Source organism: Hyphobacterium lacteum, from assembly GCF_036330345.1.
Taxonomy (GTDB): domain Bacteria; phylum Pseudomonadota; class Alphaproteobacteria; order Caulobacterales; family Maricaulaceae; genus Hyphobacterium; species Hyphobacterium lacteum.
Genome location: NZ_JAZDRP010000002.1, coordinates 18,895 through 31,608 on the forward strand (window position 1 = coordinate 18,895; position 12,714 = coordinate 31,608).

A 12,714-nucleotide genomic window follows, 5' to 3' on the forward strand; every position below is an offset into this window, starting at 1 on the left:
CGCCGCAATCATGGGACATGAACCGGCCATGCGATTGATCCTTCCTATCCTGTTGTTGATACTGGCCGGGCCGGCTCTGGCTCAGACCAAGCCAGATACGACACAAGTGCAGGAAATGCTGGAAGAGGATGCCGAGGACCGGATCGACCCCTACCGTGATCCGGGGCGCACCCTGCCCTATCTTGCCTATACGATGGGGCAGCTGCACTTCCTCGATTATGCCTGCGGCGGCAATGAGCAACAGGACTGGCGCAACCGGATGATCGAGCTGTTACAGCTGGAAGCGCCAATTTCCGGTTTCCGGCGAGACCGGCTGATCGACGCCTTCAATGATGGCTATCAGGCCGAACAGCGTGCGCGGATCCGGTGCGGCGCGGAAGCCGAGGCCGAGCGGCGCAATCTGGCCCGCCGCGGTCAGCAGATGAGCCAGGCCCTGCTCAACGAAGTGCTGGACTAGCCGTAATAATCGCCCTCGGCGGCCCGCAACTTGGATTCATCCTTGTGCGGCGGGAAGACTTCAAGCTTCACATGCTGGCGGCGATTGGTCGAAATCACGAAGAAGCGCTTGTCCGGGTAGTCGATCTTGCATTCCAGCATGGCCGACGTGATGAGATCGACATTCTTCGGATCATCGTCCGACATTCCGAAACTGTGCGGCAGTTCGCGGCCATAGGCATCGAGCCCGCGTTCCACGCACTGGCGGATGGCTTTCCGCTTCAGCCCGGCCGTCGTCAGATGCGGGCCCAGCTCGTTGCGCACATCCGGGTTCGACACACCGAAGATCGAGACATAGTTCGGGTTTTCGGGAATCTCGCCCGCCTCGCAAAGAAGATTGATCCCGGCCTTGATCGTGCTGCGCGAATGCTGACGCGCCGTGATCACTGCAATCGGACGCTTTTTCAGCACGGCATAACGGAAAATATCCCAGGACGGGCCCTTCCAGCTATCGCCCTTCAAGGCCTTGCGGATATCGCGGTGCAGATATTCCTCGCCATTCCGGTCCTGACCATCGGCGAACTCGCGGAAGGCCCGCTCGGGCGGGGCAGCCCAGTCTTCCCAGTCGCCAGCAACACCCAGATAGGCACGAATGCCTTCAAACTCGCGCTGTGACATGGATTTTTCTTCGCCCGTCACCGTGTTCAGCAGGTGAACCTTTGTCGGGAGGTGCAGGATGTTTTCGTCGATATCGAAGAAATAGAAACTGGTCCGATCGCTCATCAGACGGCCTCCTCCGGCAAGGTCTCCATAAAGCGGACCGGTTTGCCGGCGCCTTCGGTCACCAGCTCATCATCGCGCATAACGGTCTGACCGCGAATGATCGTCGCCATCGGCCAGCCTTTGACGGTCATGCCGGTAAAGGGCGACCAGCCACATTTCGAGGCCACCCAGTCCTCGGTGATTTCACGCTCGGCCTTAAGGTCGACAATCGTGAAGTCGGCATCCCAGCCGATCGCCATACGGCCCTTGTTGGCGATCGCGAAGACGCGTTGAGCGCCATGGCTGGTGAGATCAATGAAGCGCTCCAGGCTCAAACGGCCTTCCGCCACATGGTTCAGCATGATGGGCACCAGTGTCTGCACGCCGGGCATGCCGGACGGGCTTTGCGGATAGGGTTTGGCCTTCTCCTCGCGCGTGTGCGGGGCGTGATCCGAACCCAGCACATCGAACAGGCCCTGCTCGACGCCTTTCCAGAGGCCGGCGACATGATCGGCCGAACGGATGGGCGGGTTCATCTGCGCGAAGCCCTTCAGGCTTTCATAGGCTTCTGGCGCCGTCAGCGTCAGATGCTGGGGTGTTACCTCGCAGCTGGCAATGTCGCGGTGCTTTTGAAGGAACTCGACCTCTTCCTTGGTCGAGATGTGCAGCACATGGATGCGCTTGCCCGTTGCCCGCGCAATCCGCACCAGGCGATGCGTCGACATGATCGCCGCTTCGGCATCCCGAACGACTTCGTGGCTGGTCCAGTCGCCATCGACAGCAAGGCCACGGCGGTCGGCCAGACGATATTCGTCCTCGGAATGGAACGCCGCGCGGCGCTTGATCGCGCGCAACACACGCTCGACGCCCGCATCATCCTGCACCAGTAGCGAGCCGGTCGAAGCGCCCATGAACACTTTCACACCGCAACAGCCCGGCATCTGCTCCATGATGGTCAGAAGTTCGGCATTCTCGTTTGTGGCACCGGCATAGAAGGCATGATCGCAATGCATGCGCCCGGCGGCCCGCGCCAGCTTGTCATTCAGCATGTCGGGATTGGTGGTGGCCGGCTCGGTATTGGGCATTTCAAACACAGCGGTCACGCCGCCCATCACCGCTGCCAGCGAACCTGATTGAAGGTCTTCCTTCCACTCCAGACCCGGCTCGCGGAAGTGGACCTGGCTGTCGATCACGCCCGGCAGAACGGTCAGACCCGTGGCGTCGAAAACCTCGCCGGCATCGGCCTGGGACAGATCGCCAATCTGCGCGATCTTGCCGTCTATGACGCCGATATCGCCCTTGCCGCGCCCTGAATGGTTGGCGATTTCCCCGCCACGAATAATGAGGTCGAATGTCCGGCTCATTCCGTTTCCGTCCGTTCCAGTAATTGGGTCGCCGCCCCGATCACGGCTTCAACGCGCAGATCATCAAGCAGGCTCGAAGGATGCTGCCGCCAGTTCGGGAATTCCTTCTTGATCGCCTCAAGGCCGCGCGGCCCCCTGACCGTGGCGCATTGCTCGCCATAGGGACCATACAGCATTTCATCCGATGGCCCGAACAGGCCCAGCGTCGGCGTTCCCATGGCCGCTGCGATATGCATGACCCCGGAATCATTGCCGATGAACAGGCGCGCGCGCTCAACGACTGCGGCCACGTCTGACAGGTAAAGCTTTCCGGTCAGATCCAGAATGCCCGCATCGGGCAGGCAGTTGAGGATCGGCACTGCATGGTCTTCATCGCCCGGCCCGCCGACAATCACGACACCGGCCCCCGCCATTGCGCCATCCGGCGAGACCAGCGCTTTCACCATGTCGGCAAAATTAGTGGCCGGCCACATCTTGAACGGCAAGCTGGCCGACGGGCAGACCACCAGATAGTCCCGGCCGGGCGGCATCCATTCCATCGCCCGCTCGCGGGCATCTTCAGCCAGATAGATTCGCGGCGCAGGTGGCGGATCCAATCGCAGAACGCCAGCCGCCTCGCGGACCTTGTGCATCTTTACCTTGGTGCTCTTCAGCACTTTCCGCTCGCGGGCAGGCAGCAGGTAGACGATGGCCGACCCACGCAGATCAACGACCATATCCCAGTAGGTCGTCACAACACGGCGCCAAAGGCCCAGCCAGTGGAGGCCGAACGGCTTCTTGCGGACAATGATCATCCGTTCCAGACCCGGCGTATTTTCCAGCATGGGCTGGGCCAGTGGTCCGCAGGCAATGGTAATCCGGGCTTCCGGGTATTGCCGTACGAGATGATCCAGGACGCCGGAATTGATCACGGCATCCCCGATTCGCGTCGAGGTGATGAAGAGAATGCGCTTCATTGTCTGCGGATTAGCCCATGCCTGCCCCCTTGGCCAGCGGCAGGCTCAATGCCATATGGCAGGCATGACACAAAAGCCTTCCATTCTGGCCGACCGCGCCGTGATCTCTGTCCTCGGTTCCGAGGCCCATGAATTCCTGCAACGCGTGATCACGACCGACATGAAGTTGGTGACCCCGGGAATCATCCGGCCTGGCGCCTTGTTGACCCCGCAGGGCAAGATTATCTGCGATTTCCTGATCCACGGAACAGACGACGGCGTCATGATTGATATCCACGCCGATGCGGCCGAAGCGTTGGTGAAACGGCTAACGCTTTATCGTTTGCGCGCCAAAGCCGAGATTGCCTTGCGCCCGGATCTGAAAGTGATCGCCGGTGACGGCGCCACGGATCCGCGCTCCCCAGACCTGCCCTTACGGAAGATTGCTTCGGCAGACGGTGACGAGGCGGAAATTCCGAATCTTGCCAGTGACGAGATTACGGCGGGCATTCCCACCTTCGGCCGCGATTATGGTGAGGCCGAGGTCTTCCCCACCGACGTCAATCTGGACCTTTATGACGGTATTGGCTGGCGGAAGGGCTGTTTCATCGGCCAGGAAGTGCTCTCGCGCATGAAGCGCCGCGGTACGATCCGAAAACGTTCGGTCCGGGTCACAGCAGACAATAGCCTCGAAGCCGGTCACGACATCCTCGCTGGCGACACGCCGATCGGTACGCTGACCTCGGCCTCCGGCAATCAGGCGGTCGGGCGCATCCGGACAGATCGTCTGGAAACAGCGCAGGCGACGCCCACGGTCAACGGCCAGCCGGTCACGATCATTGTGCCAGAGCGCGACTGACTTCCACCACTCGCCAATCCGGTTTGCCGCCGTTAAAGCGGTGGGAATGTCATCCACGACGCTGACCCGCTGCCCCTGGGCCCCCGATTCAGACCCGCTCTATGCCGCCTATCACGACACCGAGTGGGGTGTGCCGGAGTATGATTCCCGGGCGCTCTGGGAAAAGCTTGTCCTCGACGGCATGCAGGCCGGGCTGGCCTGGATCACCATCCTCCGCAAGCGCGACACGATTCGCGAAGCCTTCGACCAATTCGATCCGGAAAAAGTCGCGAGATACGGCGACGCCGATATTGCGCGACTGCTGGCCAATCCCGGTATCATCCGCTCGCGGGCCAAGATTGACGCTGCTATCGGAGGCGCCCGGATCTTCCTTGATATGCGCGATGCAGGCGAGGATTTCTCTGATTATCTCTGGGCTTATGTCGACGGCCGGCCACTACAGAACCGCTGGAATTCCATGTCCGAAGTCCCTGCAAAAACAGCGCTGAGCGAGACCATCGCAAAGGACCTGAAGAAGCGGGGTTTCAAATTCTGCGGACCTGTTATCGTTTATGCCTTCATGCAGGCCGTGGGCATGGTGAACGACCATCTGGTAGATTGTCCTCGTCACGCGGCTGTCCGCGAACCGGGAGTTTGACCATGCGTCGTGTCCTGATGATCAGTCTGATCGCGCTAGGTGCTGCTTCCTGTTCCACGCTCGAATGGCCCACCAGCCGTGATGACGATCTGACCGCGCAGGAACTGGGCGAGCGGCATTGCCGCCAGTCCCGGCCCGGCGATCCGGTGGCACGAGGCGAATGGGTTTGCGAAAATCCGAGAACCGGTGAGGTCGAGCGCCAACGTGACAATCCGATCCACGATCCAGACAACCGCCGATAGGAACATCCGCGACATGAACACTGCCATTATCCGTTCAAGCGGCCTGTGGACGCCTCCCGAAAGCGTTTCCAACGATGAACTCGTCGCCTGCTTCAATGCCTGGGTCGAAAAATGGAACGCCGAGAATGCCGATGCCATTGCCGCTGGCGAACTGGAAGCGAAAGCGCCCTCCTCTTCCGGCTTTATCGAGAAGGCATCGGGCATCAAGTCCCGCTACACGATCGACAAGGCCGGCGTGCTCGACATTGGCCGCATGCGGCCGGAAGTCCGTCGGCGCAGCGATGACGAGGTTTCCGTCATGGCAGAGGCCGGCATCGCCGCCGCGCGGCAGGCACTGGAAGCGGCCGGCCGGGATGCGGCAGATGTCGACGGCGTGATCTGTTCCGCCACGACCATGCAACGCACCTATCCCTGTATCGCGATCGAAATTCAGGACGCGCTCGGGATTGACGGTTTCGGCTATGATATGAGCGTTGCCTGTTCATCCGGCACGTTCGGCCTGATCAATGCGATCAATTCCATCCAGACCGGTCAGGCGGATTCCATTTTGCTGGTCACGCCGGAAATCACCACGCCGCAACTGAATTTCCGCGACCGCGACAGCCATTTCATCTTCGGTGATGTGGCGGTCGCCCTGCTGATCGAGCGCGATGATGGCCAGGCCGATGGCTGGTCTATCGTCAATGCCCGGATGAAGACGTCCTATTCGAACAATATCCGGTCGAATTTCGGATTTTTGAATGCCTGCGAGACCCCCGAGCCGGTGTTCGAGGACCGTTATTTCGTCCAGGAAGGCCGCAAGGTCTTCAAGGAAGTCTGCCCCATGGTGGCCGAGTTGATCCTTGATCAATTGCAGGCGAACCAGCTAACAGCAGCAGACATGAAACGTCTCTGGCTCCATCAGGCGAATATCAACATGAACATGATGATTGCCCGGAAAGTCTACGATCGGGATTTCACCCCGGACGAAGCCCCGGTCATTCTCGATGAATTTGCCAATACGGCGGGGGCCGGGTCGCTGGTGGCCTTCCACCGCCACTCGGACGGGTTCGAGAATGGCGAGAAAGGCCTGATGTGTTCCTTCGGCGCCGGCTATTCGATAGGCTCGGTCATTCTGGAAAGACGCGCAGCATGAGAGATTGTATTATCCGCTCGGTGGGCTGGACGGTCCCTGACAATACCATTTCCAACAAGGAACTGGTCGAGGCGTTCAACGCCTATGCCGACAAGTTCAATGCCGAGAATGCCGCCGCCATCGCGGCCGGCACGCTGGACGCCAAGCCGCATTCCAGTGAGCAATTCATCGAACAGGCCTCCGGCATTCTGAATCGGCATGTTATCGACAAGGACGGGCTTCTCGACATCAACCGGATGCGCCCGCGCCTGCCGAGCCGCGGCAAGGACGCCATGGGGTTGCAGGCCGAATTCGGGCTGAGCGCAGCGAAAAAAGCACTCGCCAAGGCCGGGCGCACTGCCGCCGATATCGATGGTGTCATCGTCGCCTCATCGGCCCAGCAACGGAATTTCCCGGCGGTTGCCATCGAGATCCAGGAAGCCCTCGGCATCGAAGGCGGCTGGGCGTTCGACATGACCATGGCCTGTGCCTCGGCGATTTTCGCCATGCAGCAGTCGCGCGAGCTGATCCGCAACGGTCAGGCGGATGCGATCCTTATCGTCTGCCCGGAAATCATGAGCGCCATCAATGATTACAAGCGTCGCGATGTGCATTTCATCTTCGGTGATGCGGCAGCGGCCGTCCTGCTGGAAGCCGGCGATCGTGAGCCCGGCGGCTGGGAGCTGAAGGGCGTCAAGCTGCAGACCAAATGGTCGAATGCGCTGCGCTCGGATTTCGGCTTCATGAACCACACCGAATTCGAGGATGGTGAACATTTCGAAGCGCTGGTTGACCAGGATGGTCACCGCGTCTTCCGCGATGTCATCCCGATGGCATCCGCCCTATCCTCTCAGCTGATCAGCGAACTGGGCTACACGCCGCAGGACATTCGCCGCGGCTGGCTGCACCAGGCCAATATCCGCATCGTCCAGGCCGTCGTGAAAAAGGCCCTGGAACGCGAGCCGGATGCCGATGCGGCGCCGATCATTCTCAACGAGTACGGAAATACGTCCTCTTCCAGCGTGCTGATGACATTCGATCTGAATTCGGATGATATGGCCGCCGGGGAACGGGGACTGATGTGCGCCTTTGGTGCCGGTTATGGCTGCGGAGCTGCCATCGTCGAAAAGAGATAGGGGCTACCATGCGTAATCTGCTTTTGTGTTCGACCATTCTGTTGGGCCTCGCCGCCTGTAGCGCGCCGGAAGCCGCGGATGAGGCGATGGATGAGGCGGCGGAGAACGCAGCCGGAACACCAGCGGAAGACACCGCACAAGCCGATACCGGCGACGACGATGCCGCCGGTCTGCCGGATACCGATATCGCCGTTGCGCGTATCAGCTGGACAGACGGAATGCCGGAGATCACCACGCCGGTCGTGGTCACCATGCAGGGCCTGTACGACAACCAGCCCGCCTATGATGCCGCTGGCGGTTTCTATTTCACGACCGAGAGCGCGGATGGGAATACCGACATCCGCTACATGGATCGCTCCGGTTCGGTAAGTGTGATCACCAATACGCCGGGTGAAAGCGAATATTCACCGCGCCCCTCGCCGGATGGCCGCTCGGTCACCTATATCCACCAGCCGCCCGGTCAGGTCGGCGGTCAGGCCTGGCGCCTGATGCTCGACGGATCGAATTACGGCCCGATCCATGGTTATGGTCCCGCCGGCTATTACGCCCTGTCCGGTGACCAGACACAGATGCTGCTCTTTGCCCTGACCGATCCGTTCAGCCTGCTCTGGCTGGACCTGGAAAACGGTATCGAGGGGGAAATCACCACAGGCATTGGCCGCGCACTCTATTCAGCGCCTGACGGGCAATCAGCCTATTTCACCCTGCAGAACGAAGATGGCAGCTGGACCATCCATTCCTTCAGCTTTGAAGGCAATGGCGTCGGCGAAGTCATGGAACTGCCCGGTGAGACCGAGGATTATGCGGTCTTCACCACACCGGCTGGCGAGCTCGGCTGGTTTGCGTCATGGGATGGCGAATTGCTGTTCGCGACCGGCATGGATGGCAACTGGAGGCCGGTGGCCAATCTGTCCGGCCTCGGCGATGGCGGAGTTTCCCGCCTCGCCGTAGCCGCTGATGCCGATCACATGGCGATCGTCTTTACCGAATAGGCTCAGACTTTCACGACATCCGTGATCTTGTAAGTCAGGTCCTCGCCATCGGCTTCGTGGATGGTGAGATATTCACCCTGCCTGAGCAGGTGATCGCCGAGACGGAAGACCGGTTCATCCGGACCTTCATCCTCCTCGTCATAGCGGAAATACCAATGGCTGCCGCGATGGGTCAGCCAGCCATCAGCCTTTTCATCCTCATCGGGGGAAAAGCGCAGCACAGTGCACTTTTCCTTTTCCGCTCTCCAGAGTTCCAGATCGAGATGGCCTGAAGCATCAAGCGGCGCCACGACCGTATAACCGCGGTGATCATCACCGTCGGGATGGCTGGTACCCGGATTGCGGGACAGGCGCATGACAACGCGATAAAGGCTCATTCAATCCTCCCAGAATTGTCGTATGATTTAAGGGCGTTCCAAATGCCGACGTCAATGCGCCAGCAACATTGCCGGACCATCTGACGCAGACAACAGCGTGCGCGTCACCCCGCCAAAGACAAACTCTCTCAGCCGCGAATGCCCGTAGGCACCGGCGATCAGCAGATCCATGCCTTCAGCGCCCTTCAGGAGCCGCTCGCCGACGGTACCGTCGAACTGGTCGATATCCACCGTGTCCGACCTTTTGCCGCGCACCGACAGCCAGTCATACAGCCGGTCGACGGAAGCTGCGCGGCGGTCCCGGTATTCGAGACCGCGATTCGATTGCAGGATTACGACTTTCTCGGCTGCCGAAATCAGGGGCGCGCCGGCATAGATGGCGCGGGCTGCCTCGCGCGATCCGTCCCATGCGATCGCAACACTGGCCGGGGGCTCGTCATTGTCGCTGGCGATATAGACCGGCGTCTGCTCGTCTATCAGGACCGACGTCACCAATTCCGCCAGCGGGCCATTGCCCTCTGCGGCAAACCGCGACGTCACAACCAGTCGCGAGAGCCGGGTTTCCGCGGCTGCATCAGCGGGTTGGTCGGAGATCCGCAAAAAGCGTCCACGGACCGCCGTCAGTTCGGCATATTCCAAGGCATCAACAAACGTGTTCTTCGCCCGTTCGGCGCACTCATCCGATTCCTGCTGGATCGTGGACAGGGCGCCCGCCATGACCGATGCAGCGGCCCCGCTGGGGCCGGCCCACATCATGAAATCGCTGGGGTCGGGTTCGAGAAGAACGGCATCCAGCGTCGCATCAAATCGCGCTGCCAATCGTGCAGCCACACGCGCAGGAACAATATCAACCTCATCACCTTGTAAAGTAATGATAATTCGCTCTTTAGCCATCAAATTTCCTCAAACCCTACCGCTTTACCCCGCTTGATATGAGCACTATCAGGCGTAGGACTTAAAACTGTTCATAGCGACACTTAAATCAGGGATAAAGGGAATTGACCAAGCGGACACCCGTCAAGGATGCAAAGCCGCGCGCCTGGCAGAGAATGCTGTCAGGACGCCGGTTGGACTTGCTGGATCCATCACCGCTCGACATCGAGGTCGAGGACATTGCTCATGGCCTTGCCAGAGTGGCGAGGTGGAACGGCCAGACCAGGGGTGCGCACGCTTTTTCGGTGGCCGAGCATAGCGTTGTGGTCGAGCAGATTGTCGGCATTCTCTATCCCAAGTTGCCGGTGAAATGGCGGCTGGCGGCGTTGCTGCACGATTCTTCGGAATATGTGATCGGCGACATGATCAGCCCGTTCAAGGCCGCTCTCGGCGTCAATTACCGGGCCTTCGAGGACCGGCTGGAAGGTGCCGTCCACATCCGTTTCGGCCTGCCGCCGAAAACGCCTGTGGAGGTCAAGCGCAAGATCAAGAGGGCCGACCGGATCTGCGCCCATCTGGAGGCAACGCAGATCGCCGGCTTCAGTGAGAAGGAATCCCGGCAGTTCTTCGGGCCGGTACCGCCAGAGATCGATATCTCCATTGCACCGCTACCGCCGCGCAAAGCCCAGGCTCTCTTTCTCGAGCGCTTTAACACGCTGCTGGAGGAATTTGACGGCGCCAAAGGAAAGAAGGCCGCATGAGCCTGCCACCCGTCGCCGTCGGTCTGAACGCCGTCGTCATGGCGGCGGGTGAAGAGGCGCCTCAGGTTCTGGTCGTCTCGCGGAAAGGAGAGTCCCCGGCCCTGCCCTTCGGACCATTCGATCCGGCCCGGCACAGGACGTTCGAGATCGGCCTTCGGGAATGGGTCAACGAGCAGGCCCGTTTCCAGCTGGGATATGTCGAACAGCTCTACACCTTCGGTGATCAGGGGCGCGAGGCACCGCTGGCCGACCTGCCTGCGTCTGATGAAGCGCGGATCATCTCGGTCGGCTATCTCGCCCTGACCCCGGAAGCCGCAGAATTGCCATCCGGTGGCGGAGACTGGCAAAGCTGGTACAGCTTTTTTCCCTGGGAAGACTGGCGTCAGGGCAAGCCGGCAATCGTCAGCGAGATGATCGAACCCGCGCTGCGCCGCTGGATCGATGAAGCCGAAACCGAAGGACGGCGCGATTCCCGCCGCGACCGGGCGCGCATCGTCTTCGGACTTGATGGCCGCGGCTGGAATGAGGAGCGCTGCCTTGATCGTTATGAATTGCTCTATAGCGCGGGCCTGATCGCCGAAGCCGCACGTGACCGGGGCGACGCGCCGCCCGAAGCCGTTCCGGGGCGTACGATGGCATCCGATCACCGGCGGATCATGGCCACAGCGATCAGCCGGTTGCGCGGCAAGATCAAATACCGGCCTGTTGTTTTCGAACTGATGCCGGAAACCTTCACCCTCTCCCACCTTCAGAAAATCGTGGAAGGCATTGTCGGTTTCTCCCTGCACAAGCAGAATTTCCGGCGTGCGCTGGATCGCACCGGCTTTGTCGAGGGGACCGGCAAGATGCTGGCCCAAACAGGCGGTCGGCCTGCCGAGCTGTTCCGTTATCGCCGCGAGGCACTGCGCGAAGCCCAAGCGGCCGGCATTTCCACACCCCGCTCAAAATAACGTGACAGCGTGAGGTAGCAGCTTGACGATCGTCATGCCCACACCTATTTAGGCTCATATGGAGCAAAAGGTGGCCATCCTAGTTGGTCGCCTTTCTCTGGCCCCTATTAATGCTCATTTTGAGCATATATGGAGAAGTGTCATGGACCGCATGGATTGGACGAGCCCCACCTGGACAAGCGAAGGCGGGGTGACCACCTCGCCGGCGAACGACACGCTGGTCTATGATGATGCCGTAAGAGCCGAGACCGATCATCTCTATGAACGCGTGAAGGACGTCATCCTTCCGGAAGAATGGCCGGCGCATGCACCGCTGATCGCAGCCATCAACCGTCTGAAGAAAGAGCGCGGTGCCATCATTCTGGCCCACAATTACATGACGCCGGAAATCTTCAATTGCGTCGGCGATCTGTCGGGCGACAGTTTGGCCCTTGCGCGCATGGCGGCCGATGTCGAGGAGGACATCATTGTTCAGGCTGGCGTCCACTTCATGGCGGAAACGGCCAAGATCATGTGCCCGGACAAGACGGTCCTGATCCCCGACATGCAGGCCGGCTGTTCACTCGCTGAAAGCATTACCGGCGAGGATGTCGCAGCCATCAAGGCGAAATACCCTCACCTTCCAATCATCACCTATGTGAACACGTCGGCGGCCGTGAAAGCCGAGGCTGATGTCTGCTGCACCTCCAGCAATGCCATTCAGGTCACCGAATGGGCCGCGAAGGAATGGGGCACCGATACGGTCATCCTGATCCCGGATGCTTTCCTCGCAAAGAATGTCGCGGCCAATACCGATATCCGCATTCTGACCTGGAAAGGCAGCTGCGAAGTCCATGAACGATTCACCGCCGAAGATGTCGACGCGTTACGCGAAGGTCATCCCGGTGTCGTCGTTTTGACACACCCGGAAAGCCCGGTCGATGTGGTGCAAGCTGCCGACTTTGCCGGCTCCACCGCTGCCATGGCGCAATACGTCCAGGACAAGCAGCCCGAGAAGGTGGTGCTACTGACCGAATGTTCGATGAGTGACAATGTCGCCGTCGAGAATCCGGGCGTGAATTTCATTCGTCCCTGCAATCTGTGTCCGCACATGAAGCGGATCACCCTGCAAAACATTCATGACGCGCTCCGCTACAATCAGTTCGAGGTCGAGGTAGACGAAGACACCGCCGCTCGTGCGCGCGTCTCTATCCAGCGGATGCTGGATCTGCCCAAGCCGGATAAGCCGGCACACTTTGATCGTCACCAGCCGGCAGTCACGGTCGACTGGGTCTAGC

15 protein-coding genes are annotated in these 12,714 nt (G+C 60.2%); 10 read left to right on the forward strand and 5 right to left on the reverse strand.

Annotation, left to right across the window (positions count from 1 at the left end):
• The first annotated feature begins 28 nt into the window (after positions 1-28).
• A complete protein-coding gene (locus V0U79_RS02620; protein ID WP_330197908.1) occupies positions 29-457 on the forward strand; it encodes a TIGR02301 family protein in 429 nt (142 codons plus the stop codon).
• Here V0U79_RS02620 and V0U79_RS02625 read toward each other — a convergent pair.
• Genes V0U79_RS02625 through V0U79_RS02635 form a run of 3 tightly spaced genes read right to left on the reverse strand, consistent with a single transcriptional unit; the run spans position 454 to position 3,517 of the window.
• Complete coding sequence (locus V0U79_RS02625; RefSeq protein WP_330197909.1) at positions 454-1,218, reverse strand: hypothetical protein; 765 nt, start codon at positions 1,216-1,218, stop codon at positions 454-456. The genes V0U79_RS02620 and V0U79_RS02625 overlap by 4 nt on opposite strands.
• A complete protein-coding gene (locus V0U79_RS02630; protein ID WP_330197910.1) occupies positions 1,218-2,561 on the reverse strand; it encodes a dihydroorotase in 1,344 nt (447 codons plus the stop codon). The genes V0U79_RS02625 and V0U79_RS02630 overlap by 1 nt, the downstream gene beginning before the upstream one ends.
• Positions 2,558-3,517, reverse strand: coding sequence for a glycosyltransferase family 9 protein (locus V0U79_RS02635; RefSeq protein WP_330197911.1), 960 nt, complete (start codon positions 3,515-3,517; stop codon positions 2,558-2,560). The genes V0U79_RS02630 and V0U79_RS02635 overlap by 4 nt, the downstream gene beginning before the upstream one ends.
• Positions 3,518-3,581: 64 nt before the next feature.
• Between V0U79_RS02635 and ygfZ the strand changes: the two genes are divergently transcribed.
• The 6 genes from ygfZ to V0U79_RS02665 are packed head-to-tail and all read left to right on the forward strand — an operon-like array spanning position 3,582 to position 8,476.
• Positions 3,582-4,355, forward strand: a complete 774-nt coding sequence (gene ygfZ, locus V0U79_RS02640; protein WP_330197912.1) for a CAF17-like 4Fe-4S cluster assembly/insertion protein YgfZ — start codon at positions 3,582-3,584, stop codon at positions 4,353-4,355.
• A gap of 46 nt (positions 4,356-4,401) precedes the next feature.
• Positions 4,402-4,992 carry a DNA-3-methyladenine glycosylase I gene (locus V0U79_RS02645; protein WP_330197913.1) on the forward strand — a complete coding sequence of 197 codons (591 nt, stop codon included), beginning with the start codon at positions 4,402-4,404 and terminating at the stop codon, positions 4,990-4,992.
• A gap of 2 nt (positions 4,993-4,994) precedes the next feature.
• On the forward strand, positions 4,995-5,234 hold the full coding sequence (locus V0U79_RS02650) for a hypothetical protein (protein WP_330197914.1): 240 nt from the start codon (positions 4,995-4,997) through the stop codon (positions 5,232-5,234).
• A 13-nt stretch (positions 5,235-5,247) separates the two neighbouring features.
• Positions 5,248-6,369: a beta-ketoacyl-ACP synthase III gene (locus V0U79_RS02655; RefSeq protein ID WP_330197915.1), complete on the forward strand. Its 1,122-nt coding sequence runs from the start codon at positions 5,248-5,250 to the stop codon at positions 6,367-6,369.
• Positions 6,366-7,484, forward strand: coding sequence for a beta-ketoacyl-ACP synthase III (locus tag V0U79_RS02660; protein WP_330197916.1), 1,119 nt, complete (start codon positions 6,366-6,368; stop codon positions 7,482-7,484). The genes V0U79_RS02655 and V0U79_RS02660 overlap by 4 nt, the downstream gene beginning before the upstream one ends.
• A gap of 8 nt (positions 7,485-7,492) precedes the next feature.
• The gene (locus V0U79_RS02665) at positions 7,493-8,476 is read left to right on the forward strand and encodes a TolB-like translocation protein (RefSeq protein WP_330197917.1); all 984 of its coding nucleotides are present in this window, start codon (positions 7,493-7,495) and stop codon (positions 8,474-8,476) included.
• A 2-nt stretch (positions 8,477-8,478) separates the two neighbouring features.
• Here the strand turns inward: V0U79_RS02665 and V0U79_RS02670 are convergent, their stop codons facing one another.
• Both V0U79_RS02670 and V0U79_RS02675 read right to left on the reverse strand, forming a co-directional pair.
• Positions 8,479-8,853: a hypothetical protein gene (locus V0U79_RS02670; RefSeq protein WP_330197918.1), complete on the reverse strand. Its 375-nt coding sequence runs from the start codon at positions 8,851-8,853 to the stop codon at positions 8,479-8,481.
• A 51-nt stretch (positions 8,854-8,904) separates the two neighbouring features.
• A complete protein-coding gene (locus V0U79_RS02675; RefSeq protein WP_330197919.1) occupies positions 8,905-9,747 on the reverse strand; it encodes a universal stress protein in 843 nt (280 codons plus the stop codon).
• 155 nt (positions 9,748-9,902) lie between these two features.
• Between V0U79_RS02675 and V0U79_RS02680 the strand changes: the two genes are divergently transcribed.
• From V0U79_RS02680 to nadA, 3 genes are all read left to right on the forward strand, one after another.
• Positions 9,903-10,487: a hydrolase gene (locus V0U79_RS02680; protein ID WP_373696431.1), complete on the forward strand. Its 585-nt coding sequence runs from the start codon at positions 9,903-9,905 to the stop codon at positions 10,485-10,487.
• The gene (locus V0U79_RS02685) at positions 10,484-11,437 is read left to right on the forward strand and encodes an NUDIX hydrolase (protein ID WP_330197921.1); all 954 of its coding nucleotides are present in this window, start codon (positions 10,484-10,486) and stop codon (positions 11,435-11,437) included. The genes V0U79_RS02680 and V0U79_RS02685 overlap by 4 nt, the downstream gene beginning before the upstream one ends.
• A gap of 142 nt (positions 11,438-11,579) precedes the next feature.
• On the forward strand, positions 11,580-12,713 hold the full coding sequence (gene nadA / locus V0U79_RS02690; RefSeq protein ID WP_330197922.1) for a quinolinate synthase NadA: 1,134 nt from the start codon (positions 11,580-11,582) through the stop codon (positions 12,711-12,713).
• Position 12,714: the final 1 nt, after the last annotated feature.

Coding starts and splice junctions, on each gene's coding strand:
- V0U79_RS02620 (WP_330197908.1), top strand. CDS start 29: ATGCGATTGATCCTTCCTATCCTGTTGTTGATACTGGCCGGGCCGGCT.
- V0U79_RS02625 (WP_330197909.1), bottom strand. CDS start 1,218: ATGAGCGATCGGACCAGTTTCTATTTCTTCGATATCGACGAAAACATC.
- V0U79_RS02630 (WP_330197910.1), bottom strand. CDS start 2,561: ATGAGCCGGACATTCGACCTCATTATTCGTGGCGGGGAAATCGCCAAC.
- V0U79_RS02635 (WP_330197911.1), bottom strand. CDS start 3,517: ATGAAGCGCATTCTCTTCATCACCTCGACGCGAATCGGGGATGCCGTG.
- ygfZ (WP_330197912.1), top strand. CDS start 3,582: ATGACACAAAAGCCTTCCATTCTGGCCGACCGCGCCGTGATCTCTGTC.
- V0U79_RS02645 (WP_330197913.1), top strand. CDS start 4,402: ATGTCATCCACGACGCTGACCCGCTGCCCCTGGGCCCCCGATTCAGAC.
- V0U79_RS02650 (WP_330197914.1), top strand. CDS start 4,995: ATGCGTCGTGTCCTGATGATCAGTCTGATCGCGCTAGGTGCTGCTTCC.
- V0U79_RS02655 (WP_330197915.1), top strand. CDS start 5,248: ATGAACACTGCCATTATCCGTTCAAGCGGCCTGTGGACGCCTCCCGAA.
- V0U79_RS02660 (WP_330197916.1), top strand. CDS start 6,366: ATGAGAGATTGTATTATCCGCTCGGTGGGCTGGACGGTCCCTGACAAT.
- V0U79_RS02665 (WP_330197917.1), top strand. CDS start 7,493: ATGCGTAATCTGCTTTTGTGTTCGACCATTCTGTTGGGCCTCGCCGCC.
- V0U79_RS02670 (WP_330197918.1), bottom strand. CDS start 8,853: ATGAGCCTTTATCGCGTTGTCATGCGCCTGTCCCGCAATCCGGGTACC.
- V0U79_RS02675 (WP_330197919.1), bottom strand. CDS start 9,747: ATGGCTAAAGAGCGAATTATCATTACTTTACAAGGTGATGAGGTTGAT.
- V0U79_RS02680 (WP_373696431.1), top strand. CDS start 9,903: ATGCTGTCAGGACGCCGGTTGGACTTGCTGGATCCATCACCGCTCGAC.
- V0U79_RS02685 (WP_330197921.1), top strand. CDS start 10,484: ATGAGCCTGCCACCCGTCGCCGTCGGTCTGAACGCCGTCGTCATGGCG.
- nadA (WP_330197922.1), top strand. CDS start 11,580: ATGGACCGCATGGATTGGACGAGCCCCACCTGGACAAGCGAAGGCGGG.